We start from the raw sequence: 23,434 nt of genomic DNA, 5'->3' as shown, positions 1-23,434 counted from the left end.
CCACCGATGGACAACCTGGACCGCGCCCGGCTGCTCCTCGCCGACCACCCGGTCGTCGACGGCCACAACGACCTGCCCTGGGCCCTGCGCGAGCAGGTCGGCTACGACCTCGACGCCCGTGACATCTCCCAGGACCAGACCGGCACGCTGCACACCGACATCCCGCGGCTCCGGGCCGGGGGCGTCGGCGCGCAGTTCTGGTCCGTCTACGTCGCTCCCCGCCTGGCGGGCGACGACGCGGTCAGTGCCACGCTGGAGCAGATCGACGTGGTCGGCGAGATGCTGGCCCGCTACCCGGACGACCTGCGGCGTGCCCTGACCGCGGACGACATGGAGAAGGCCCGCGCCGAGGGCCGCATCGCCTCCCTGATGGGCGCCGAGGGCGGCCACTCCATCAACAACTCGCTGGCCACCCTGCGCGCGCTGCACACACTCGGCGTCCGCTACATGACGCTCACGCACAACGACAACACCGACTGGGCGGACTCGGCGACCGACTCCCCGCGCGTCGGCGGCCTGTCGGAGTTCGGCCGTGAGGTCGTACGCGAGATGAACCGCGTCGGGATGCTGGTCGACCTCTCCCATGTGGCGGCCACCACGATGCGCGACGCGCTCGCCACCTCCGTCGCACCGGTGATCTTCTCGCACTCCTCCGCCCGGGCGGTCTGCGACCACCCCCGGAACATCCCCGATGACGTACTGCGGATGCTCGCGGCCAACGGCGGCGTGGCCATGGCGACCTTCGTGCCGAAGTTCGTCCTGCCGGCGGCCGTCGAGTGGACGCTCGCCGCGGACCGCAACATGCGGGAGCACGGCCTGCACCACCTGGACACCACACCGGCCGCCATGCGGATCCACGCGGACTTCGAAGCGCTCAACCCGCGCCCGATGGCCACCGTGGCCACGATCGCCGACCACCTCGACCACATGCGCGAGATCGCCGGGATCGACCACATCGGCGTCGGCGGGGACTACGACGGCACGGCGTTCCTCCCGCTGGGGCTGGAGGACGTGTCGGGGTACCCGTACCTGATCGCGGAGCTGCTCACGCGCGGCTGGTCGGACGCCGACGTGGCCAAGCTGACCTGGCGGAACGCCGTACGGGTCCTGCGGGACGCGGAGGCGGTGTCCCGCGATCTGATCAACCGCGTCGGCCCGTCCCACGCGACGATCGAGGAGCTGGACGGCCCGGCGGCGTAACCGCACCACACGCCGGGCGGGGCGAGCCGTCCCGCCCGGCGGCCGCACCCGGAGTCCTGGGCGGGGCCAAAGCAAGCCCGCCCCGGCGGCCAAATCAAGCCCGTCCGGCGATTGAGGACAGGACGACCACCGGGCGGAACCGGTCATCCTGCCCCTGCCCCGGCCCTCGCCCTGGCCCTCGCCCCGCCAGGCGCTACGCCTTCGGGCGGCCCATCGCCCGGTACGTCCAGCCGGCCTCGCGCCACACCGTGGGGTCCAGCGCGTTCCGGCCGTCCAGGATGATCCGGCGCCCCGCTGCCTCGCCGAGCGCCACCGCGTCCAGCTCCCGGAATTCGCGCCACTCCGTCAGGTGCAGCACGACGTCCGCACCGCGCACCGCGTCCAGCGCCGTGTCGGCGTAGCCGAGCGTCGGGAAGAGCCGCCGGGCGTTCTCCATGCCCTTCGGGTCGAAGACCGTCACCTGGCCGCCCTGCAGATGGATCTGCCCGGCGACGTTCAGGGCGGGCGAGTCGCGTACGTCGTCGGAGTCCGGCTTGAAGGTGGCGCCCAGCACCGCGACGCGGGTTCCCAGGAACGACCCCCCGCCCACGGCCTCGCGGGCCAGCTCGACCATGTGACCGCGCCGGCGCATGTTGATGGAGTCGACCTCCCGCAGGAAGGTGAGCGCCTGGTCGGCGCCCAGCTCACCGGCGCGCGCCATGAAGGCCCGGATGTCCTTGGGGAGACAGCCCCCGCCGAAGCCGATCCCGGCCCGCAGGAACTTCTTCCCGATGCGCTCGTCGTGGCCGATCGCCTCGGCGAGCTTCACCACGTCGCCGTCGGCGGCCTCGCAGACCTCGGCCATCGCGTTGATGAACGAGATCTTGGTCGCCAGGAAGGAGTTCGCGGAGGTCTTCACCAGCTCGGCGGTCGGGAAGTCCGTCACCACGAAGGGGGAGCCCTCGGCGACCGGTCCCGCGTACACCTCGCGCAGCACCTTCTCGGCCCGCTCGCTCTCCACGCCGATGACGATCCGGTCCGGGTGCAGGGTGTCCTTGACCGCGAAGCCCTCGCGGAGGAACTCCGGGTTCCAGGCCAGCTCCGCGTCCGTACCCACCGGCGCCAGCTCGGCCAGCCGCGCCGCCAGCCGTGCGGCGGAGCCCACCGGGACGGTGGACTTGCCCACGACCAGTGCGGGGCGGGTCAGCTGCGGGGCCAGCGACTCGAAGGCACTGTCCACATAGCTCATGTCACAGGCGTACTCGCCGTGCTTCTGGGGAGTGTTCACGCAGACGAAGTGCACATCGCCGAACGCGCCGATCTCCTCCCAGGAGGTGGTGAACCGCAGCCGCCCGGTGGACCCCTCGATCCCCGCGACGTGCTTCTGCAGGATCTCCTCGAGCCCCGGCTCGTACATCGGCACCCTGCCGGCCGAGAGCATCTCGATCTTCTCGGGCACGACGTCGAGCCCCAGGACTTCGAAGCCCAGTTCCGCCATGGCCGCGGCATGGGTGGCGCCGAGGTAGCCGGTGCCGATCACGGTGATCCTGAGGGCCATGGGTGCTCCTGAACGATGCGGACAGACGTGCGGAGCCGAGCATAACCGGGCGTGCGGGACGCCGTTTTCCGGTCGCCCTCCGGGTCGTCTCCACGGCTGTCGGCAAGCTCACGTGCCCCGCCCGTATGCCTCCGCGAGGCAGCGCCACTAAAATCGTGTTACTTAACGGTAGTTAGCATCCTTGGGGAGTGAACGTCTTGGCGGGTTCGACCGATTTCGACCTGTACCGTCCGGCCGAGGAGCACGAGATGCTCCGTGAGACGATCCGCTCGCTCGCCGAGGCGAAGATCGCCCCGCACGCGGCCGCGGTGGACGAGGAGGCGCGCTTCCCGCACGAGGCGCTGAAGGCTCTGGTCGCCTCGGACCTGCACGCGGTCCACGTCCCGGAGGCGTACGGCGGCGCGGGCGCGGACGCGCTCGCCACGGTCATCGTGATCGAGGAGGTGGCCCGGGTCTGCGGGTCGTCCTCCCTCATCCCGGCCGTGAACAAGCTGGGCTCGCTCCCGGTGATCCTGTCCGGCTCCGAGGCCCTGAAGAAGAAGTACCTGGGTCCGCTCGCCAAGGGCGAGGCGATGTTCTCGTACGCCCTGTCCGAGCCGGACGCCGGCTCGGACGCGGCCGGGATGAAGACCAAGGCCGTGCGTGACGGCGACTTCTGGGTCCTCAACGGTGTGAAGCGCTGGATCACCAACGCGGGCGAGTCCGAGTACTACACGGTCATGGCCGTCACCGACCCGACGAAGCGCTCCAAGGGCATCTCGGCGTTCGTCGTCGAGAAGTCCGACGAGGGCGTCTCCTTCGGCGCCCCGGAGAAGAAGCTCGGCATCAAGGGGTCCCCGACGCGCGAGGTCTACCTCGACAACGTCCGCATCCCCGCCGACCGCATGATCGGCGAGGAGGGCACCGGCTTCGCCACCGCGATGAAGACCCTGGACCACACCCGCATCACGATCGCGGCCCAGGCGCTCGGCATCGCCCAGGGCGCACTGGACTACGCCAAGGGCTACGTCCAGGAGCGCAAGCAGTTCGGCAAGCCGATCGGCGACTTCCAGGGCATCCAGTTCATGCTCGCCGACATGGCCATGAAGCTGGAGGCCGCCCGTCAGCTCACCTACGCGGCGGCCGCCAAGTCCGAGCGCCTCGACGGCGACCTCACCTTCTTCGGCGCCGCGGCCAAGTGCTTCGCCTCCGACGTCGCGATGGAGGTCACCACCGACGCCGTCCAGCTCCTCGGCGGCTACGGCTACACCCGTGACTACCCGGTGGAGCGCATGATGCGCGATGCCAAGATCACCCAGATCTACGAGGGCACCAACCAGGTCCAGCGCATCGTCATGGCCCGCAACCTGCCGTAACCCGGGCTCCCTCGCAGGACGCGCGGGTCCGGGAGGCACACACGTGCTGCCCGGCCCGCGCGTCCGGGGGTGAACGGGCCGTGGACGCGGTGACGGGCCCTGTCCGGGGAGCGAGTCGCAAGCGGCTCTCGAAGGCTTCCTGCCCTTACGATTCCGATGCCTGCAGAAAAGGGATCGAAACCGGACAGATGGGAACCCCTGTGCCGAACCAGTTCGCCCTCGACATCTCCAAGATCCGTGAAGAGGCCCGCAGGAACATCACCAAGGGCCCCGTCACCCCGGCGAACACCGCCGATCTGGAGCGTCTCATCGACGTCCTCAACCAGGTGGTCGCCACCGAGATGGTCTGTTACCTGCGCTACACGCAGAACGCGATCGTGGCCCAGGGGATCCACCGGCAGCAGGTCGCAGACCTGTTCCGTGAGCACGCCGGCGAGGAGCTCGACCACTTCCAGCGCGCGTCGGACCGGATCAACCAGCTGGGCGGCAGCCCGGACATGGACCCGGCCACGCTCGTGGCCCGCTCGCACACCGAATACGAGACGCCGGCGGAGACCGACCTCCAGGAGATGATCCGGGAGAACTTCGTCGCCGAGCGGATCGTCATCGAGACGTACACCGAGATCGTGCGCTGGATCGGTGAGAGCGACCCCACGACGCGACGGCTCATCGAGGACATCCTCAAGGAAGAGGAAGACCACGCCGACGAACTGAACGACCTCTACCAGCCCGCGGCGTCCGGGAGCGCGTGACAACGGCCCCTCACCTCGCGGAGCGCGAGGTGAGGGGCCGTCCAGGTCCGGCGGCGGGCGTCAGCTGCCCTTGACCGTGACCTTCTCGTCGTTCTTCAGCTGCTCCACGAGCTGCTTGACCTTGTCCTTGTCCCAGACGAGGTTGCCGTTCACGCTCCCGCCCGTGAGCGGGATGTTCATCGACGTACCCTCGCCGCCCGTGACGCCCTTCATCGCGAAGAACATGTTGCCGAGCGACCACAGCGACATGTCCTTGTCGACGATCAGCGTGTCCAGGCCCGCTCCCATCGTCGGGTAGAGCTTGAACGGGTTGAGGATCGTCGACGGGGTCGCCGTCTGCGAGGCCAGGGCCGCGAGGAACTTCTGCTGGTTCTTCGTACGGTCCAGGTCGCTGCCCGCGAAGGCGTACCGGGTGCGGACGAAGGCGAGGGACTGCTCGCCGTTCAGGGTCTGCTTGCCTGCCTGGAAGTCGGCGCCGGAGTTCTTGTCCTTGAAGGCCTTGGGGATGTCCATCTCGACGCCGCCGATGGCGTCCAGGATGTTGGCGAAGCCGCCGAAGCCGATCTCGACGTAGTGGTCGATGCGCAGTCCGGTGTTGAACTCGACCGTGCGGACCAGGAGCTCCGGGCCGTCCTCGGCGTAGGCGGCGTTCAGCTTGGTCGTGCGGCCCGTCCCCTCGAACTTCTTGCCGGACTCGGAGCCGACGAAGGAGGGGATCTCGACGTTGGAGTCACGCGGCAGGGAGATCAGCGTCGGGCCGTTGGAGCCGTCGTGCAGGATCATCATCGAGTCGGTCCGCTTGCCCTCGGCGGAGCCGGTGTGCAGCTTCTTCTTGTCCTCGGCGGTCATGCCCTCGCGACTGTCGGAGCCGACGACCAGGTAGTTCGTGCCGTCGCCCTCGCCCGGACGGTCGATGACCTTGGAGAGGTCGACCTCGCGCTTGAGCTTGCCGTCGGCCCAGAAGTACGTGCCGACGGAGACGGCGAGCACCACGACGACGAGGCTCAGTACGCCGACCTTGATCCGCCGGCCCCAGTTCGGTGCCGCACGGGGCTGGACGTAACCGCTGTCACCCCCGCGGCCGCCACCGCCGTGACCGCCACCGCGCTGGCCGCCGCCGTACACCTGGCCCGTGTTGTATCCGCTGTCGTAACCGGGTCCGTCCTCGTAGCCCTGTCCCTGCTGCGGCGGGATGTGGGGCGGGGACTGCGGCGGCGCGGGGCGCCGCCGGACGTGCGGCATGGCGCGAGCGCTCTCGGGCCGGGGGGCTGCGCTGCCCCGCCCGTAGCGTTCGCCTTGTCCGCCGTTCCGTCCTTCGGGCCAATCGCTCATGCGGACCAGTGTGCCGTCTCGGCCCGGGGCTCTTACAGGGTGTACGGGGGATCGGGGCATGGCTGTTGCGAAGCTGATGCAATGCAACCGGGTGCAAGCCCCCGCATAAGGTGGACGGCATGACAGATCAGCCGCAGCCACCGGAGGGCGATATTCCGGGCAAGCCGACCTCGGCGTCCCGGACCACCCTCAGCCACATCATGACCGGCAACGACACCAATCTCCTCGGCACGGTGCACGGCGGCGTGATCATGAAGCTGGTCGACGACGCGGCGGGCGCCGTTGCGGGCCGGCACTCCGGGGGTCCGGCCGTGACGGCCTCGATGGACGAGATGGTCTTCCTGGAGCCCGTCCGCGTGGGTGACCTCGTTCACGTCCGCGCCCAGGTGAACTGGACGGGCCGCTCCTCGATGGAGGTCGGCGTCCGCGTCATGGCCGAGCGGTGGAACGAGTCGACCCCGGCCCAGCAGGTCGGCAGCGCCTACCTGGTGTTCGCGGCGGTCGACGAGGACGGCAAGCCCCGCCGCGTACCGCCCGTGACCCCGGAGACGGAACGCGACAAGCGGCGCTACCAGGAGGCCCAGATCCGCCGCACCCACCGCCTGGCCCGCCGCCGCGCGATCAAGGAACTCCGAGAACAAAGAGCCGCCAAGGGCATGGACGACTAACCCCCCGCCGCCCGCCTCCCCCCCCGCCCCCCGCCGCGCTCGTCGGTGGGAGGTTACGGACGGTCTTACGGGGCATATCGGGCGCCCTGGTGTCCGTAACCTCCCACCGACGGGGAAGGGGACGGGGACGGGGGGCGGGGGGTGCGTAGGCGGGTCAGGAGGTCGGTTTCGGCTTGTTGGGCTTCGGGTTCTTCCCAGAACGTCACCGGGACGCCCCGGATGTGGCGGCCCAGCGGGTCCAGCACGTGGCCGGCGATCTTCAGCTGCCACAGCGCGACCGCCCGGTCCGCGACGGTGAGCTCAGGGAAACGGTCCGCCAGCCTCGCCTCGAACGCGCCGATGTCCTCGGCGGAGCGCAGCCACACCGTGAGCATCAGATTGTGAGGGCCGGTCAGTGACGCACAGAGCCGGGTCTCCCGCATGCGGATGAGCTGGGCGGCGATGCGTGAGGTCTCACCCGCCGGGGCGACGCCCCAGAGCGTGACCGATATCGGCCAGCCGGACAGGTGGCGGGCCACCTCGCAGCGGTAGACCAGCGCGTCCTGCCGGTGCATGCGGTCCAGCCTGCGGCGCACGGTGGTGGGGCTGACCCCGAGGCGTTCGGCGAGGCGGGCCGCCGGCTGGCGGAAGTCCTCGCTGAGCAGCAGGTAGAGCTGGGTGTCCAGGGCGTCCGGGGCGGGCAGCCCCCGCCGTGGCAGGGCCGGCATCCTGTCCTTCGCCAGCAGGTCCTGACTGTCCGGGTCCAGCCGGTCCAGCCGCCAGCGGCTGCCCTCGGTATGGACGGCGGTGGCCGTCTGGGACCGGGTGGCCGAGACCCCGGGCAGCCGGCCGAGGCGGAAGCCGACGTAACGGGCCAGCATCGCCAGGTCGGGGAAGGCGGCGGTGAGTATCAGGTCCCGGGCGCCGGTGACGTGCTCGATGGTGATCAGATGCGGATCGTCCGCGATCTCCGCCGCCACCTCGTGCAGCGCGCCGGCCGCGCAGTCCACCTCGATGAACGCGATGATCGGCACCGCCGGCCCCACCGCCACCGTGTAGCAGCTGAGCCAGGCGTGCCCGGCCTCGGTGAGCCGGTTCCAGCGGCGGGCCGCCGTCGAGGCGTCCACGCCGAGGACCTTCCCGATCTGGGCCCACTCCGCCCTGGGGGAGGTCTGGAGCGCCGTGATGAGGAGGTAGTCCAGCTCGTCCAGCGGCTCCGGCTGCTCCGTGCGCAGCAGGCGCTCCGGGTTACCGGTGGATTCGTGCGTCGATCGGCTCATGGGGAGCGCTTTCCTGCGGAAGAACAGGGGTGAGGGGTTTCTCTTCGCACGATACGCGTATGTCCTTGCTCCACGAGGCCCGTGACCTCGCCCCCGCCCTGACCGAACTGCGCCACGCCCTGCACCGCGAACCGGAGCTGGGCCTCGGCCTCCCGCTGACCCAGGCGAAGATACTCGCCGCGCTGGAAGGTCTGGATCTGGAGATCCGGACCGGCAAGGCGCTGAGCTCCGTGACCGCCGTGCTGCGCGGCGGCCGCCCCGGCCCCGCCGTCCTCCTGCGCGGTGACATGGACGCGCTCCCCGTCCAGGAGGACACGGGGCTGCCGTACGCCTCCGTCCTCGACGGCCGTATGCACGCGTGCGGACATGATCTGCACGTCACCGGCCTCGTCGGCGCGGCCCGGCTGCTGGCTGCCAGGCGGGAGGAGCTGGCCGGTGACGTCGTGTTCATGTTCCAGCCCGGCGAGGAGGGGCAGGGCGGGGCGCAGATCATGATCGACGAGGGGGTCCTCGACGCCGCCGGGGAGCGGGTCGTCGCCGCGTACGCCCTGCATGTGATCTCCACCGGCGCGCCCACCGGGTTCGCCGCGACCCGGCCAGGACCCATGCTCGCCGCCTCGGACGCGGTGGAGGTCACCGTGCGCGGGCGGGGCGGGCACGGCTCCTCACCGCACTCGGCCGCCGATCCGGTGCCCGCGCTGTGTGCCATGGTCACCGCGCTCCAGACGGCCGTCACCCGCGAGGTCGACGTCTTCGACCCGGCCGTCGTCACGGTCGGGAGGATCGAGGCGGGCACCGCGGCCAACGTCATCCCGGAGACCGCCTCGTTCTCCGCCACCGTACGGACCTTCTCGGACGCCTCCCGGGCGCGGGTACGCGCCGCCTTCGAGCGGACCGTGCACGGTGTGGCCGCCGCCCACGGGGTGAGTGCCGAGGTCGACTACGTCGAGCAGTACCCGCCGACCGTCAACGACGCGGACGAGGCGGCGTTCGCCCTGGAGACCGCGCGGCAGGTGCTGGGCGAAGAGCACGTCTTCGAGGCGCCGAAGCCGATGGCGGGGGCCGAGGACTTCTCGTTCGTGCTCCGGGAGGTGCCCGGCGCCTTCGTCGGCCTCGGCGCCTGCCCGCCCGGCACCGACCCGGCGACCGCGCCGATGAACCACTCCGCGCAGGCCGTCTACGACGACGACGCCCTGCCGGGCGCCGCCGCGCTCCTCGCCGGGCTGGCGCTGCGCCGGCTCGGAGCACCGGAGCCCGAAGCCACGCACGCCCGCTTCCCGCAGGACCCGCAGGAGTAGCGCCATGACAGCCACCGCCACCCCGCCGCCGGCCGCTCCCACCGAGCAGCCGCTGCCCGCGTCCGTCACCGCCGTCGTCGGGCTGCTCATCCTCTTCGAGGTGACCAGCGGCTTCCTGCAGGCCGGGCTCGCCCCGCTGCTGCCCGACCTGGCCGATCAGCTGGGTATCGGCTCCGCCGCCCTGAACTGGGTCGTCTCCGTACAGCTGCTGGCAGCGGCCGTCTGTGTCCCCCTGTTCGGACGCCTCGGTGACCTCTACGGTCACCGGCGGATGCTCCGTATCGCCCTGGCGGCGATCGCGGTGGGCACGCTCGTCGTCGCGCTGGCCCCGGACTACGCGACGCTTCTCACCGGCCGGGTGCTCCAGGGGCCGGTCGCCGCCCTGCTGCCCCTGGAGATCGCCCTCGTACGCGACCGGCTCCCGGTCGCCGACGCCAGGCGGGCGATCGCCCGCCTGGTGGGTGCGCTGACGCTGGGCGCGATGGCCGGCGGGGTGGTGATGGGGCTCGTCGACTCCGCGTTCGGCGATCTGCGGCTGACCCTGCTGGTGCCCGCCGCTCTCGCCGTGATCTGTGTGCCCGTCTCCTTCGTCGCGGTACCGGAGTCGCGGAACAGGGCGGGCGGCCGGGTGGACCGGGCCGGGGTCGTGCTGCTCGGCAGTGCGATGGTCGCCCTGCTCGGCGGGGTCTCCGGGGCGGAGGGCGGCTCGTGGGGCTCCGTACGGGTCCTGGGACCCGTGGGGCTGGGGATCGTGCTGCTGGCGGTGTGGGTGCTGGTGGAACTGCGCAGCTCCGAGCCCTTGGTCGATGTGCGGGCGCTGGCCGCCCGGACCACCGCCCCGTTCTACTGCGCGGCGTTCCTCTTCGGCGTCTTCTACTTCGGGAGCCAGGCGCCCAACTCGACCTTCTACGCGGCGGACCCGGAGGTCACCGGGTACGGCTTCGGGCTGAGCGCGCTGTCCATCTCGCTGGTCCTGCTGCCCGGCGCCGTCGGCAGCGTCATCGGTTCGCTGGGTACCGCGGCCGTCGCCCGGCGGCTCGGCTACCGGCCCACGCTGATGGTGGCCTTCGGGCTGGTCGCCGTGACCTTCCTGCAGTTCGCGTTCCTGCACGAGGAGATCTGGCAGATGGCGGCCGGGTCCGCTTTCACCGGTCTGGGCATAGGGCTGGCCCTCGGAGCCATGCCGACGGTGATCGTCGAGGCTTCCGATCCGTCCGCGACGGGCATCGCCGCCGCGCTCTACAACAACGTGAAGACGCTGGGCGGGGCCGTGGCGGGCGGGGTCTTCGCCACCCTGCTCGGCGCGTTCCTGTCGGACTCCACCGGTGAACCGGGCGAGGGCGGCTACACGGCTCTCTGGCTGGCCGCCTCCGCCGCCGCGGTCGTCGCCCTCGTGGCGACGGCGTTCTCCCGGCGCCGCGAGGGTTGACGGCGTTCTCCCGGCGCCGCGAGGGTTGATCCCGGGACCCCCCCCCCGAGCGCACGGTCAGGGGCAGACCACCTGGTCGCCCGTCACCGTGTCGAATTCACCACGCTGCGGGTTCTCGGCCTTCACGCGCTGCACCTTGGTGAAGTCCGAGCCCGCCGTGACCTTCATGGTCCCGCCCTGCCCCGGCACTGCCCTGAGCTCGCAGCCGGGCAGCGCGGTGGCCAGGGACTTCGCGGAACGGTCCCAGCGGGGGTCGTAGGTGACCAGCGTCCGCCGCAGATCGTGCGGCCCGCCGTTGAGCGGGGAGCGGGTTGTGTTGAACCCGGTGGAGCGCAGCGCCGCGTCGACGTCCTGGCCGAGTCCGTCCTTCGGCGTCCCGTTGTAGACCTGCACCCGGATCTGTTCGGGGGCCACATCGACGGGCGTCGCCTTGGGCTGCTTCGGCAGGTGCGGGGCGAGCGGCTTGTCCTCGCGGAGGGCCTGGAACATCTGCTTCGACTTCTCGGCGTCCCACTTCACGGTGGAGCCGATGCCCTTGACCTGGTAGCCCTTCTCCTCCAGGGGCACGGAGGCGAATTCCGAGGAGGCGGGGGTGAAGCCGCGCATCGCCTTGCCGAGCTCCAGCATCTGTTCCGTGCCGAAGCCCTTGTCGGCCCGGACGGACTCGAGCATCGACGAGGCGACCTGCTGGAACTTCATCGGGTTCATCAGCACACCGCTGCTGGTCGTCTGCTTGATCAGCGCGGCCATGAACTTCTGCTGGCGCTGCATCCGGCCCAGGTCCGCCGCCCCGTCGAGGTGCCGGGAGCGGACGTACTGGAGCGCCTGCCCACCGTCCAGCTTGTGGGTTCCGGCTGCCAGGTCCAGGCCGGTGTAGGAGTCCTTGAGCGGCTTGGCGGTGCAGATCTCCACCCCGCCCAGGGTGTCGACCGTCTTCATGAAGCTGGTGAAGTCGACCTCCAGATAGTGGTCGATCTTGACGCCCGTCATCTGCTCGACGGTCCGCACCGTGAGGTGAGGTCCGCCCTCGGCGTAGGCGGCGTTCAGCTTCACCGGATGGGCGGAGTGCTCCTTGCCGGTGGTGGCGTCGGTGTGGGCCGGGAGTTCGGCGTAACTGTCGCGCGGCAGGCTGACGACGCTGGCCCGCTGCTTGTCGGCCGAGACGTGGACGAGCATGAGGGTGTCGGTGCAGTGGCAGGGGGCGCCGCCCAGCCTGTACTTCTTCTTCTCCGCCGCGCTGATCCGGTCGCGGCCGTCGGTGCCGACGAGCAGGAAGTTCATGCCGTGACCGCCCGGGGGGCGGTTCTTCATGTCCTTGAACGGGTCGACCCGGTCGATCCCCGTCTCCAGACCGCTCACCACGGCATGGCCGATGCCGCCGGCGCCGAGCACCAGCACGGACAGCCCGGTGACGACCCGCATGCCCCAGCGGGGTGGCGGTTTCCGCGCGCCGGACCGTTTCCGCGTCGCGGCGCCACCGGCCCCGGGCTGTCGTGCGGTCCTGCGTTGCGGGCCGGCTGTGCGGGGGCGCGGTGGACGGGGCGGTCGGGGCGGCGTGGGCACGAGGGACACCTCCGCGGTGCGAGTAGGACTTTCGCACGGTAGGCCCATACGATCTGCGGATCGGGACGAGACCCGGCGGCGCGCGCCGCTGTCCCCCGTTCGCGGTAACGTGGCGGCCGAATCACGCCGCCTCCTGGGGTGCGAAAACCCCCGGAATCCCGGCGCCCCCGAGGACCCCCCGAGGACCACATGTCTGCCGCGCAGTACCCCGCCGTCTCCGTGATCATGCCGGTGCTCAACGAGGAACGCCATCTCAGGAACTCGGTCCGGCACATCCTGGAGCAGGAGTACGCCGGCGAGATGGAGGTGGTGATCGCCCTCGGCCCCTCGAACGACCGTACGGACGAGATCGCTGCCGAGCTGGTCCGGGAGGACTCCCGGGTCCACACCGTCCCCAATCCGACCGGCCGCACCCCTGCCGCGCTCAACGCCGCGATCAAGGCGTCACGCCACCCGATCGTCGTACGGGTCGACGGGCACGGCATGCTCTCGCCGAACTACATCGCGACCGCTGTCCGCCTCCTGGAGGAGACCGGCGCGCAGAACGTCGGCGGCATCATGCACGCCGAGGGCGAGAACGCCTGGGAGGACGCCGTCGCCGCCGCGATGACGTCGAAGATCGGCGTCGGCAACGCGGCCTTCCACACCGGCGGGAAGGCGGGCCCGGCCGAGACCGTGTATCTGGGGGTCTTCCGCCGCGAGGCGCTGGAGCGCGCCGACGGCTACAACGTGGAGTTCATCCGCGCGCAGGACTGGGAGCTGAACTTCCGGATCCGTGAGGCGGGCGGTCTGATCTGGTTCTCGCCGGAGCTGAAGGTGCAGTACCGCCCGCGGCCCAGCATCCGCGCCCTCTCCAAGCAGTACAAGGAGTACGGCCGCTGGCGCCATGTCGTGGCCCGCTACCACTCCGGCTCGATCAACCTGCGCTACCTGGCCCCGCCGACCGCCGTCTGCGCGATCGCGGCCGGCATCGTCGTGGGCGCCGCCGTCACCCCGTGGGCGTTCGTCGTTCCGGCCGGGTACGCCGCGGCGATCGTCGCCGGGTCGCTGCCGGCCGGGAAGGGCCTGCCGCTGAAGGCGCGGGCGCAGATCCCGGTGGCGCTGGCCACCATGCACATGTCCTGGGGGTACGGCTTCCTGACCAGCCCCCGCTCGCTGGCGAAGCGGGTCATCGCCAGCCGCCGCCCGGCCGTGCGGGAGCAGACGGCCTGACCGCCTCGTACGGGAAGCGGCCCCTCGGCGGGGCCCCTTCCCGTACGTACGACATCACCAGGTGAAGCTCGGGTTCACCTTCATGCAGGCCTTCTCGTCGGCGCCGTTGAGCGGGTTCGCCGAGTCCGGTGTCTTCTCGTCGGCGGCCTCGGCGGGGTACGCCCCGTCCTCACGCCAGTCGGCTCCCACGGCCAGGACGACGCCCGAGACGCCGGTCGACTTCTTCACCTGGGACACCGGGATCCCGAGCGCCTTGGCGACCGCCTGCGCGTCACCCTCCAGATCCGCGCTGGGATAGAGGACGCCGGTCCTGGCCGCGGCCTCGACGTTCTGCGAGTCGACCGTCGCCTTGGCGAAGCCGGCCTCCGTGAGCAGCTCCTGGACCGTGGTCGCACGGCCCTGGGCCGGACCGAGGGTGCCGGTCGAGGTCGCGTTGCGCACGCTGACCGCAATCTCGTCGTCCGGGGCGGCCTGGTCCTTGATCACGGGGGTCTTGCGCTTGGACGCCTTGCCGTCGAGCGGGATGTCCTCACGGATCATCCGGAACACCTGCTCGGCCTCGTCGGGCTTCGGGTAGACCCGGCCGGCGAACTGCCCCGTGCCGTAGACGTTCGGCATGGTCGTCATGGTGATCCGGTCGGTCGGGGCCTTCTTCAGCTCCTCGGCCAGGTCGTACAGCTTCTTGACGGTGTCGAGGCCCTTGTCGACGGTCAGCGCGCTGGTGGCCGCCTCGGCGAGGTTCATCAGCTTTCCGGGGTCGGTGAGCTTGGTGCCCTGGCGCAGCTGGCGGACCATCGAGTTCAGGTACTGGTGCTGGGCCTTCGTCCTGCCGAGGTCGGTGTTGTCCTCGAAGCCGTAGCGCGTACGCAGCCACTGGAGGGCCTGCTTGCCCTTGACGGAGGTGGTGCCCTTCTCCAGTTTCAGCCCTGAGCCCTTGCCGTCGCTGGTGTGTGAGTAGACGTTGGCGTCGACGCAGACGGGGACGCCGCCGATCGCGTCGGCCATGGAGACCACACCGGCGAAGTCGATCATCATGAAGTGGTCGATGGTGATGCCGGTGAGCTCGTACCAGGCGGCCACCGTGCATCCGGGCCCGCCGCGGCCCAGGCTCTCGTTGGTCTGGACGTCGACCGTGCTGGCCGGGTACACCTCGTCGGTGTCCGGGTCGGTGCACTTCGGCATCTTCAGCATGGTGTCGCGCGGCATGCTGATGACCGAGATGTTGCTGCGGTCGGCGGAGAGGTGGAGCAGCATCTGCACGTCGGCGAGCGGCGTGCCTCCGAAGGTCTCCTTCGCGCCGCCCAGCTTCTGGTTGGCCTTGGAGTCCCGGGCGTCGGATCCGATGAGCAGGATGTTCAGAGGCGTCTGCCCGGCGGAGTTGGCCTTGTGGTCGGCCATCTCCTTGTCGCCGAGCGTCAGGTCCTCTTTCCTGATGTTGCCGTTGAGGTGCTTGTAGTAGACGTAACCGGCGCCGCCGGTGCCGAGTATCAGCAGCGCGAGAACGCACGCCACCCAGCGCAGGACGCGTCGCTTACCGCCTTTGGGGGCCCGCCGCGCACGGCGGTTCGGCCTCCCCGGACCGCCCCCGGCACGGGGCGGAGCCGTCCGGGCCCGTCGGCCGTGGCCTCTGCCCCCGGCACCGCCCGGTGCGTCACCGCCGCCGTCACCCGGCGGCCCTTCGTGCCGGCTGCGTGGCCGTGTCCCCTCCCCGCGCGTGCTGCTACGTCCCACCAGGATCCCCCTGCTCCTCAGAATTCCGCTGTGGCGCGACGACCGGTCGTCACTTCGCGCATTCCGCCTTGTCGGCGCTTGCCCTCTGCATGTCTTCCGGCGCCTTTGCCGGACCGGTGACGGGTACGCCCGCGCCCTTGAAGTCGGCTCCCAGGGTCAGCACCATCGCCTGGTCGGTGCCGGCGCCCGCCGCCCCCTGCTTGAGCGCCGTGGCGGGCAGGCCCATGATGTCCGCGAGCGCACGGGCCTGGTCCGCCTGCTCCGGTGTGTACGCCAGCGTCGTCCTGGCGGTCTTCGCCGGGGCGTTCGCCCTGTTCATGGAGCCGGTCACGCCCTGCTCGTCCCGCAGCCAGGTGACGGTCGCGGCCGCCGCGCCGGTGATGTCGCCGCCGTTGAGGACGTCGACGCGGATGGCGGAGGCGTCGGCCCTGCTGCCGTCGAGGACGGCTTCCCGCTTGTCCTTGGCCGCCTGCTCCTTCTTCTTCACCTCGGTGAGGGAGGTGTCGGAGCGCAGCACCGAGAACAGCTGCTCCGCCTCCTGCGGCTTCACGACCACGGTGACCGGGGTCGGCTCGGCCGGGTTGTCCTTCACCGGCATCGTGACGAAGGTGATGTTCTTGGTGTCGATCCTGCCGAGCTCCTGGGCGAGCGAGGTCAGCTTCTTGATCGACCCGATGCCGGAGTCGACGGTGAGCGCCTTGGTCGCCGCGTCGGCGAGCTTGAAGAGTTTGCCCGGGTCGGTCAGCGTGTCGTCGGACTTCATCTGACGGATCATCGAGCCGATGAACTGCTGCTGGACCTTGATCCGGTCCAGGTCGCTCTTGTTCCCGAAGCTGTGGCGGGTGCGGACGAAGGCCAGCGCGTCCTCCCCCTGGATCGTGGACGGGCCGGCCGGCAGGTCGAGATGCGAGTCCGGGTCCTTGACCGCCTTGTCCAGGCAGACCTCGACGCCGCCGACGGCGGTGGAGAGGGTCTTGACCGCATTGAAGTCGACCATCATGAAGTGGTCGACCGACAGGCCGGTTATCTCCTTGACCGTGCGCATCGTGCAGCCGGGGTCGCGGCCCTCCTGGCCGAGGCTGACGTTGAAGCGCACGTTCCGCGTGCCGGGTATCTCCTTCTCCGAACCGTCCGCCTGCTTGGTGGTGCAGTCGGGGATGTCGGTGATCAGGTCCCGGGGGATGCTCATCGCCGTCGCGTTGGTGCGGTCGGCGGAGACGTGGAACAGGATGTTCGTGTCGGCGTGGCCGGTGCTGCCCTTGTCGCCGTAGCCCTCGTTGCCCTCGCCGGTCCGCTTGTCCGTCCCGATGATCAGGATGTTGAGCGGGCCGTCGCCGGCGACGCTCTTGCTGCCCGCGTCACCGACGTCGACGGTGTCGAGGTTGCCGTTGAACTTCTGGTAGAGCGCGTAGGCACCGGCGGATCCGGCGACGACCACGAAGGCCATGACCCCGCCGGTCCACAGCAGCGCCTTCTTCCGCCTCGACGCCCGTGGCTTGCGTCCCCGGCGGGTGGGCGGGGGAGTCCGGTCGCGGCCGTCACCCGCCGGGCGTCGGCTCCGCTGAGCGGGGACCCCGGCGGATTCCCCCCGGCCGGGCGGCCGATTCGTCGTGGGCGAAGGGTCGGGCGACTCTGTTCCGGAGTGGTTCAGTCGCAATTCGTAATTGCCGGTCTGCGGGTTGAGCACCCATTGGTCGGCGGGGTCTATTTCGTCCGCCCGCCCACGGCTATGCGCGTCCACGGTTTCCTGGATCCTCCGTCGGTGCCACGCGAGGCGCCTCCCCCGGCCGGGCGCTCGGTTGTCCGCTCCGGCCGTGTGCGGCCTGAGGGCCGCGAACACCGGATCGCGTCACACTATCCGGCGTTATCGGCCACAGGGGGCGTGCGTGATACATTCCACGCTCTTTATAACCGGGCATTCTGCCTATTCCGCTCCGTTTTGCCGTTCATGTCTGTTGATGTCTTGGGCATTGTTTTACGAGCCGCACGGGTCATCTGCGGCATTCGACCCCGAATAGGTGGGCGCCGGAGTGGGACTCGTGCCCGAATCGCCTGACTTTCGGCCCGACGAGTCCTTCCCGGAGCTGTGATCTGCCTGTGAATCCCCGGATTTGATTTCCTCGGCGGGGACCACGGTGACGGGCTCGTCCTCGCGCAGCTGCGTGAAGAGCCGGTCCGCGTCCGGCTGGACGAGCTCGTCGCGGTTCGGGTCGGCGCGGTACTCCTGCCGGGGCACGGTCAGGAACTGCACCTTCTCCGTGGGGACGTTCCGCATCCCGCGCACCAGGTCGTACAGGTCCCTCAGGGAGTCGAGCCCCTGGTCGGTGGTGAGCGACTTGGTCGCCGCGTCCAGCACCGGGTAGAGCCGTGCCGGGTTCAGCAGCACGCCGTTGCTCTGCATCTTGTTGACGAGGGCCCCCAGGAACTTCTGCTGACGGTCCATGCGCTCGGTGTCGCTGCCGTCACCGATGGACTTACGGGCCCGTACGTATCCCAGGGCCTCCTCGCCGTCGAGCTTCTGCCGGCCCGCGGGGAGTTTGAGGCGGGCGTCCACGTCGTCGACCGGCTCCTTGAGACAGACCTCCACACCGTCCACGGCGTCGACCATGTCCTTGAAGCCGTTGAAGTCGATGACCATGTGGTGGTCGACGCGGATGCCCGTCATCTTCTCGACCGTACGGATCGTGCAGGCCGTGCCGCCGAGCTCGAAGGCCCAGTTGAACTGGGCGAACTGCTTCTTCGTGGCCTTGCCGTCGTCCTTGTGGCAGCTGGGGATCTCGGCCATCAGGTCGCGCGGCACCGACACCGCCGTCGCGCTCTCACGGTCGGCCGCGAGGTGCAGCAGGATCGTGGTGTCCGAGCGCTGGCTGCCGCCGTCGTCTCGGCCGTACCGGCTGTTGTCGCCGGAGCGGGTGTCGGAGCCGATGAGCAGAATGTTCTGGGCGCCCCTCGCGACCGGCCTCGGACGCTCCTTCTCGTACGCCTTGAGCTCGGCGGCCGCGCTCGTGTCGGTGCTGATGTTGCCGTCGAGCTTGTTGTAGAGCCACCATCCGGCCCCGGCGGCGACCAGTACGAGGAAGGAGGCGGCGAGAGCGGTCCAGCGGAGCCAGGGCCGCTGGCCGGCCCCGGGGGCGGGCCGGGGGCGCTCGGCCCAGGTGCCGGCCGAGGACCCGCCGTCGCTCCCGTCCGCGGGCCCGCCCCCGGCCGAGTCGTCCGGGCGGTCCGGTTCGGCGGGGGTGCCGGGGCTTGCGCTCACGTCTGCGTCCATCCTTCACGTTCGGCGGCGCGATGGGCCGCCGGTCGCAGAAGTAGACGGCTGAACATCACGCTTGGTTGTGCATGCGGGCGGCGTTCCCGGTGGTGCTTCGTACCGCCCGATCATGTACCGCCGTCGGTGCGCATCCTCGGGGGCTCGGCCCGCTGTGGGCCGGACGAGTGGCGCTCGGGGCGCTTGTCATACCGCGGTGCGGGTGATCCGCTCGCTCTCGACGCGCTTGGCCAGCCCGTCCTCGTCCAGCTGGTCCAGATGGCGGCACAGGACGACGGAGCCCCCCACGGCCAATGGGGCGAAGAGTCCGGCGGACAGCCCCTCCCAGGTGTCGTACGTACGGCCCGTCAGGAGCCTGGACCCCGGGCCGAGTCCCAGCCCCGCCGCGTCCTCGCGGGCCCGCGCGACGAGCTGGTCCGCCGTCAGGGCCACGCCGCCCACGGTCAGCGCGGGGGCAGCCGGGTCCACAGGGGCGTACGGGGCGAAGCGGTCGCCCTGGCCGGGAACCTCCACCGCGTAGTCCGCGAACCCCTCGGGAGGCTGCGGGAATCGGCCGCCCAGCGGGCGCAGGGCCAGCGCGACCCGCTCACCGCGGCACGCGCGGGCCCGGTCGAGCGTGTCCGGCCCGCTGACGACCAGATCGGCGGAGGCCGGATCGCCCTGGACCTCGGCGACGACGCCCACGGACGAGCAGGCGAGCAGCCAGACGGCCGACTGCCAGTGGGCGGGGAGCAGCAGCGCGAGCCGGTCACCCGGCTCGGCGGCCAGGTCTCCCTGGAGCAGATTGGCGGTCTTGGCCACCCAATTGGCGAAGGTGGCCACCGACAGTTCGACGCGCTCTCCGGTTGCGTCGTCGTAGAAGGTGACGAGGGGACGGCCTGGGTCCGCGGCGAGCGCGGATCGCAGCAGGTCGGCGGGGGTGCGATCACTGGCGTTCATCCGCGCAAGGGTACGCGGCGGGTGCCGGCCCGACAGGGCGTCACGAGTGGTCCGTACACCGGTTCGGCAGACGGGGCGTCAACTGCCAGCACGTTTACTCCAGTAGCCGGGAATGCCGGACTCTGTCAAGGATTTCCTGTATGCGTGCACTTCTTGCAACCTCGATCGGCGTCACCTGCGCGACGGCACTCACCCTCCCGCTCGCCGCGCCCGCTCCCGCCGCCCCCGCCAAGGCCCCGGTCGCACAGGCGCCCGCGGCAGCCCCCGCCGAACCCGCGGGTTCGACCCAGTCGATGCCCCTGCGGCCGCTCCCCGACGCGGTCCCGAGGGCCACCGGTACACCCACCGAATCCATGCGCCCCGCGGCCGCACAAGGGCTGCTGCGGCGCGACTCGCACCGCTTCTCCCTCGTCGGCGTCGTCTGGGACGACGCCGACGCCGAACTGCACGGCACCGTCCAGGTCCGCACCCGCGCGACCGGCACCCGTAAGTGGTCGGGCTGGCAGTCGCTGGAGACCCACAACCACGACCACGCCGCCGACGCGGGCACCCCCGAGCGCGAATCGGGCACCGTACGCGGCTCCACCGCCCCCCTCTGGGTCGGCGACTCGGACGGAGTGGAGGTACGCGTACGTTCCGAGAACGCCGGACCGCGGAGCGGCGCCGCAGGCAGCGCGCCCCTCCCCGCCGGCCTCCAGGTGGAGCTCGTCGATCCGGGCGACGACCCGGAGCAGCCGCGCGCCGAGGTCACCCCGGGAGCCGCCACCGCCGTCACGCCGCCGGCGGGCACCGCGACCCCGGCCACCGCCGCTCAGCCGGGCGCGCTCCCCGAGTCCGCGGGCCTCACCATGGCCGCGGCCGAGAGCTCCGCCGTCAACGCCGACCTGGCCCCGCTGGGCGCCACCGAGATCTCCGCCCTGAGCAAGGCGGAGTCGGAGGAGCAGGCGGTCGTCGGAGCGGGCGCCAAGCCGTTCGTGGGACCGCGGCCGGGCATCGTCACCCGCAAGGGCTGGGGCGCCGACGAGAGCCTGCGCGAGCGCACCTTCGCCTACACCTCGACCGTCAAGGCGGCGTTCGTCCACCACAGCGCCACCGGCAACAACTACACCTGCGCCCAGGCGCCGTCCGTCCTGCGCAGTATCTACCGGTACCACGTCAAGAGCAGCGGCTGGCGCGACATCGGCTACAACTTCGCCGTCGACAAGTGCGGAAACATCTACGAGGGACGCGCCGGGGGCGTGTCGAAGGCGGTTCTCGGCGCCCACACCCTCGGTTTCAACACGAACAGCATGGGCATCGCCGTACTCGGGACGTTCAGCTCGAAGAACCCGCCCGCCGCGGCGGTCACCGCCATCGCCAAACTCACCGCCTGGAAGCTCGGCCTGTTCGGACGTAACCCCAAGGGCAAGGTCACGCTCGTCTCCGGCGGCAGCGGCAAGTACAAGAAGGGTGCGAAGGCCAAACTCAACGTCATCTCCGGGCACCGCGACGGCTTCGCAACCGAATGCCCCGGAATCCGTCTTTACAACAAGCTCGGCACGGCCCGGACCAGTTCGGCGAAGCTGCAGGGCCGCTGACCGGGAGGCTCCGAACGGTCTGCATACACTGGCCAGCCGAAACGAGGCCCGGCCCCAGCAGGAAGCAGAGACGGTGCTGTGACAGAGGCAAAAGAAGCGATCCTCCTGGTCGGTGGCAAGGGCACCCGGCTGCGTCCGCTCACGGTGCACACCCCCAAGCCGATGGTTCCGGCGGCCGGGGTGCCGTTCCTCACGCACCAGCTGGCGCGTGCCAGGGCGGCCGGGGTGGAGCACATCGTGCTCGCGACGTCCTACCTGGCGGAGGTATTCGAACCGTACTTCGGTGACGGTTCGTCGCTCGGCCTCTCCATCGAGTACGTCACCGAGGACGAACCCCTCGGTACCGGCGGGGCCATCAGGAACGTGGCGTCGCGCCTGGCCTCGGGCCCGGACGAACCCGTCATCGTGTTCAACGGGGACATCCTCACCGGCCTCGACATCCGGGCCCTGGTCTCGGCGCACGCCACCTCCGGGGCCGACGTCTCCCTGCACCTCACCAGGGTGGAGGACCCGCGGGCCTTCGGTCTCGTGCCGACGGACGCCACGGGCAGGGTGACGGCCTTCCTGGAGAAGCCGCAGACCCCCGAGGAGATAGTCACCGACCAGATCAACGCGGGGGCGTACGTCTTCCGCCGGTCGGTCATCGACACGATCCCGGCGGGCCGGCCGGTCTCCGTGGAGCGCGAGACCTTCCCCGGCCTGCTGGCCGCCGGAGCCCATCTCCAGGGCATGGTGGACTCCACGTACTGGCTGGACCTGGGCACCCCGCAGGCGTTCGTACGCGGTTCCGCCGACCTGGTCCTCGGCCGCGCCCCCTCCCCGGCCGTGCCCGGACGCTGCGGTGACCGGCTCGTCCTGCCCACCGCCTCGGTGGCCGCCGACGCGAAACTGACCGGCGGCACGGTCGTCGGCGAGGGCGCGGTGATCGGTGAGGGCGCGAGGGTCTCGGGCTCCACCGTGCTGGACGGCGCCGTCGTCGGACCGGGTGCGGTCGTCACCGACTCGCTGGTCGGGGCCGGGGCCCGGATCGGCAGCCGCTCGGTGCTCACGGGAGCGGTGATCGGGGACGGCGCCCGGGTCGGTGCCGACAACGAACTGCGCGACGGCATCCGTGTCTGGTGCGGCGCGGTCCTCCCGGACGCCTCGGTCCGCTTCTCGTCCGACCAGTGACCGGTGTCACGGGCCGGTCCGTGACCAGTGACCGGTGCCACCGGCCATGAGGGGTCACACCGGCCCGTGGGAGGGCCCGTCCGGTCTACCCTCGGCAGGAACCCCCGACGACCGAGGACCTCACCCGTGGCAGGACGCTTCGTACCCCGCACCACCGCCGTGCCCCGGCAGGAGCCGGCGGCTGCGGAGGAGTGCGCCCCCGCGCGGTCCCGGACCTGGACACCGCCGGCCCCGCTCGACCTGAGGCTGGTCCTGAGTCCGCTGCGGCGCGGTCCGGCTGACCCCGCCTACCGTGCCCTGCCCGACGGAACCTTCTGGCGGGCGACCCGCACCCCGGCCGGCCCCGGCACGCTGCGGGTCTCCGCGGCCTCCGACGGCCGCGTCGCGGCGACGGCCTGGGGTCCGGGCGCCGAGTGGCTCCTGGACGGGCTCCCCGCACTGCTCGGCGCGGGCGACACCCCGGACGCCTTCCGCCCCCGCCACAGGCTGATCGCCCTGACCCAGCGCCGCCGGCCGGGTCTGCGCCTGCTGCGCACCGGTCTTGTCATGGAGTCCCTGATCCCGTCGATCCTGGAACAGAAGGTCACCACCGACGAGGCATACCGCGCCTGGCGGCTCCTGCTCCGCACCCACGGCACCCCCGCCCCCGGCCCCGCCGACGCGGCGTTCGCCACGTACGGCCTGTACGTCATGCCGGACGCCAGGACCTGGTCGCTGATCCCGTCCTGGGAGTGGCACCGCGCCGGCGTGGACGCCAAGCGCTCCGCCACGATCCTGCGCGCGGTCCGGGTGGCCCGGCGCATGGAGGAGGCGGCCGCCATGGAACTCCCCGAGGCGTCGGCCCGGCTGCAGCTGATCCCGGGCATCGGCCCCTGGACCGCGGCGGAGACCCTGCAGCGTTCGAACGGCGCGGCGGACGCGGTGACGGTCGGCGATCTCCATCTGCCGGGCATCGTGGGTCACGTGCTCGCGGGCAACAGGAACGCCGACGACGAGGAGATGCTGGAGCTCCTCGCCCCGTACGAGGGCCAGCGCCACCGTGCGACCCGTCTGATCATGCTCTCGGGGCACACCCCGGCGCGCCGGGCCCCCCGGATGACGCCCCGGGACATCGCCCGGCTCTGACCGGCGGTCCCGGGGCCTG

Annotated in this window: 18 protein-coding genes; 10 read left to right on the top strand and 8 right to left on the bottom strand. The window is 71.0% G+C overall.

From position 1 onward, the window contains the following. Window positions 1-6 precede the first annotated feature (6 nt). Window positions 7-1,200, top strand: coding sequence for a dipeptidase (locus AB0P41_RS21550; protein WP_365933553.1), 1,194 nt, complete (start codon window positions 7-9; stop codon window positions 1,198-1,200). 193 nt (window positions 1,201-1,393) lie between these two features. On the opposite strand, the gene AB0P41_RS21545 is transcribed toward AB0P41_RS21550, so the two are convergent. Then, window positions 1,394-2,737 carry a UDP-glucose/GDP-mannose dehydrogenase family protein gene (locus tag AB0P41_RS21545; RefSeq protein ID WP_356709526.1) on the bottom strand — a complete coding sequence of 448 codons (1,344 nt, stop codon included), beginning with the start codon at window positions 2,735-2,737 and terminating at the stop codon, window positions 1,394-1,396. 197 nt (window positions 2,738-2,934) lie between these two features. On the opposite strand from AB0P41_RS21545, the gene AB0P41_RS21540 reads away from it, so the two are divergent. Continuing rightward, window positions 2,935-4,092 (top strand): acyl-CoA dehydrogenase family protein, encoded by a 1,158-nt coding sequence (locus tag AB0P41_RS21540; protein WP_356710060.1) that lies wholly within the window; start codon window positions 2,935-2,937, stop codon window positions 4,090-4,092. A gap of 200 nt (window positions 4,093-4,292) precedes the next feature. Further along, the gene (locus AB0P41_RS21535) at window positions 4,293-4,844 is read left to right on the top strand and encodes a ferritin-like fold-containing protein (protein ID WP_356709524.1); all 552 of its coding nucleotides are present in this window, start codon (window positions 4,293-4,295) and stop codon (window positions 4,842-4,844) included. A gap of 60 nt (window positions 4,845-4,904) precedes the next feature. Here the strand turns inward: AB0P41_RS21535 and AB0P41_RS21530 are convergent, their stop codons facing one another. Next, on the bottom strand, window positions 4,905-6,176 hold the full coding sequence (locus AB0P41_RS21530; RefSeq protein WP_365933551.1) for an LCP family protein: 1,272 nt from the start codon (window positions 6,174-6,176) through the stop codon (window positions 4,905-4,907). A gap of 119 nt (window positions 6,177-6,295) precedes the next feature. Here AB0P41_RS21530 and AB0P41_RS21525 point away from each other — a divergent pair, with 119 nt between their 5' ends. Beyond that, window positions 6,296-6,844 carry an acyl-CoA thioesterase gene (locus tag AB0P41_RS21525; protein WP_365933549.1) on the top strand — a complete coding sequence of 183 codons (549 nt, stop codon included), beginning with the start codon at window positions 6,296-6,298 and terminating at the stop codon, window positions 6,842-6,844. Between the two features lie 65 nt (window positions 6,845-6,909). Here the strand turns inward: AB0P41_RS21525 and AB0P41_RS21520 are convergent, their stop codons facing one another. Next, window positions 6,910-8,103 carry an Lrp/AsnC family transcriptional regulator gene (locus tag AB0P41_RS21520; protein WP_365933548.1) on the bottom strand — a complete coding sequence of 398 codons (1,194 nt, stop codon included), beginning with the start codon at window positions 8,101-8,103 and terminating at the stop codon, window positions 6,910-6,912. Between the two features lie 59 nt (window positions 8,104-8,162). Between AB0P41_RS21520 and AB0P41_RS21515 the strand changes: the two genes are divergently transcribed. Together AB0P41_RS21515 and AB0P41_RS21510 are read left to right on the top strand one after the other, a co-directional pair. After that, complete coding sequence (locus AB0P41_RS21515; RefSeq protein WP_365933546.1) at window positions 8,163-9,401, top strand: M20 family metallopeptidase; 1,239 nt, start codon at window positions 8,163-8,165, stop codon at window positions 9,399-9,401. Between the two features lie 4 nt (window positions 9,402-9,405). Beyond that, window positions 9,406-10,830, top strand: a complete 1,425-nt coding sequence (locus AB0P41_RS21510; protein ID WP_356709514.1) for an MFS transporter — start codon at window positions 9,406-9,408, stop codon at window positions 10,828-10,830. A gap of 57 nt (window positions 10,831-10,887) precedes the next feature. On the opposite strand, the gene AB0P41_RS21505 is transcribed toward AB0P41_RS21510, so the two are convergent. Next, entirely contained in the window at window positions 10,888-12,252 is a 1,365-nt protein-coding gene (locus AB0P41_RS21505; RefSeq protein ID WP_356709512.1) for an LCP family protein, read from the bottom strand. Between the two features lie 330 nt (window positions 12,253-12,582). Here AB0P41_RS21505 and AB0P41_RS21500 point away from each other — a divergent pair, with 330 nt between their 5' ends. Further along, window positions 12,583-13,605, top strand: coding sequence for a glycosyltransferase family 2 protein (locus AB0P41_RS21500; protein WP_365933544.1), 1,023 nt, complete (start codon window positions 12,583-12,585; stop codon window positions 13,603-13,605). 54 nt (window positions 13,606-13,659) lie between these two features. Here the strand turns inward: AB0P41_RS21500 and AB0P41_RS21495 are convergent, their stop codons facing one another. The 4 genes from AB0P41_RS21495 to AB0P41_RS21480 form a co-directional block, all read right to left on the bottom strand. After that, window positions 13,660-15,336 (bottom strand): LCP family protein, encoded by a 1,677-nt coding sequence (locus tag AB0P41_RS21495; protein WP_365933542.1) that lies wholly within the window; start codon window positions 15,334-15,336, stop codon window positions 13,660-13,662. A 49-nt stretch (window positions 15,337-15,385) separates the two neighbouring features. Continuing rightward, window positions 15,386-17,077, bottom strand: coding sequence for an LCP family protein (locus AB0P41_RS21490; protein WP_365933540.1), 1,692 nt, complete (start codon window positions 17,075-17,077; stop codon window positions 15,386-15,388). A gap of 234 nt (window positions 17,078-17,311) precedes the next feature. Beyond that, window positions 17,312-18,604: an LCP family protein gene (locus tag AB0P41_RS21485; RefSeq protein WP_365933537.1), complete on the bottom strand. Its 1,293-nt coding sequence runs from the start codon at window positions 18,602-18,604 to the stop codon at window positions 17,312-17,314. Between the two features lie 186 nt (window positions 18,605-18,790). Beyond that, entirely contained in the window at window positions 18,791-19,543 is a 753-nt protein-coding gene (locus AB0P41_RS21480; protein WP_356709502.1) for a TIGR03089 family protein, read from the bottom strand. Between the two features lie 140 nt (window positions 19,544-19,683). On the opposite strand from AB0P41_RS21480, the gene AB0P41_RS21475 reads away from it, so the two are divergent. The 3 genes from AB0P41_RS21475 (at window position 19,684) to AB0P41_RS21465 (ending at window position 23,415) form a co-directional block, all read left to right on the top strand. Next, the gene (locus AB0P41_RS21475; RefSeq protein WP_365933535.1) at window positions 19,684-21,120 is read left to right on the top strand and encodes a peptidoglycan recognition protein; all 1,437 of its coding nucleotides are present in this window, start codon (window positions 19,684-19,686) and stop codon (window positions 21,118-21,120) included. 78 nt (window positions 21,121-21,198) lie between these two features. Further along, window positions 21,199-22,290 (top strand): NDP-sugar synthase, encoded by a 1,092-nt coding sequence (locus AB0P41_RS21470; RefSeq protein ID WP_356709498.1) that lies wholly within the window; start codon window positions 21,199-21,201, stop codon window positions 22,288-22,290. A gap of 159 nt (window positions 22,291-22,449) precedes the next feature. Continuing rightward, a complete protein-coding gene (locus tag AB0P41_RS21465) occupies window positions 22,450-23,415 on the top strand; it encodes a DNA-3-methyladenine glycosylase 2 family protein (protein ID WP_365933836.1) in 966 nt (321 codons plus the stop codon). Window positions 23,416-23,434 lie beyond the last annotated feature (19 nt).

Origin of the sequence: Streptomyces sp. NPDC079167 (assembly GCF_040686735.1) — a bacterium.
Taxonomy (GTDB): Bacteria; Actinomycetota; Actinomycetes; order Streptomycetales; family Streptomycetaceae; genus Streptomyces.
This window is presented reverse-complemented; position numbering and strand designations above follow the sequence as displayed.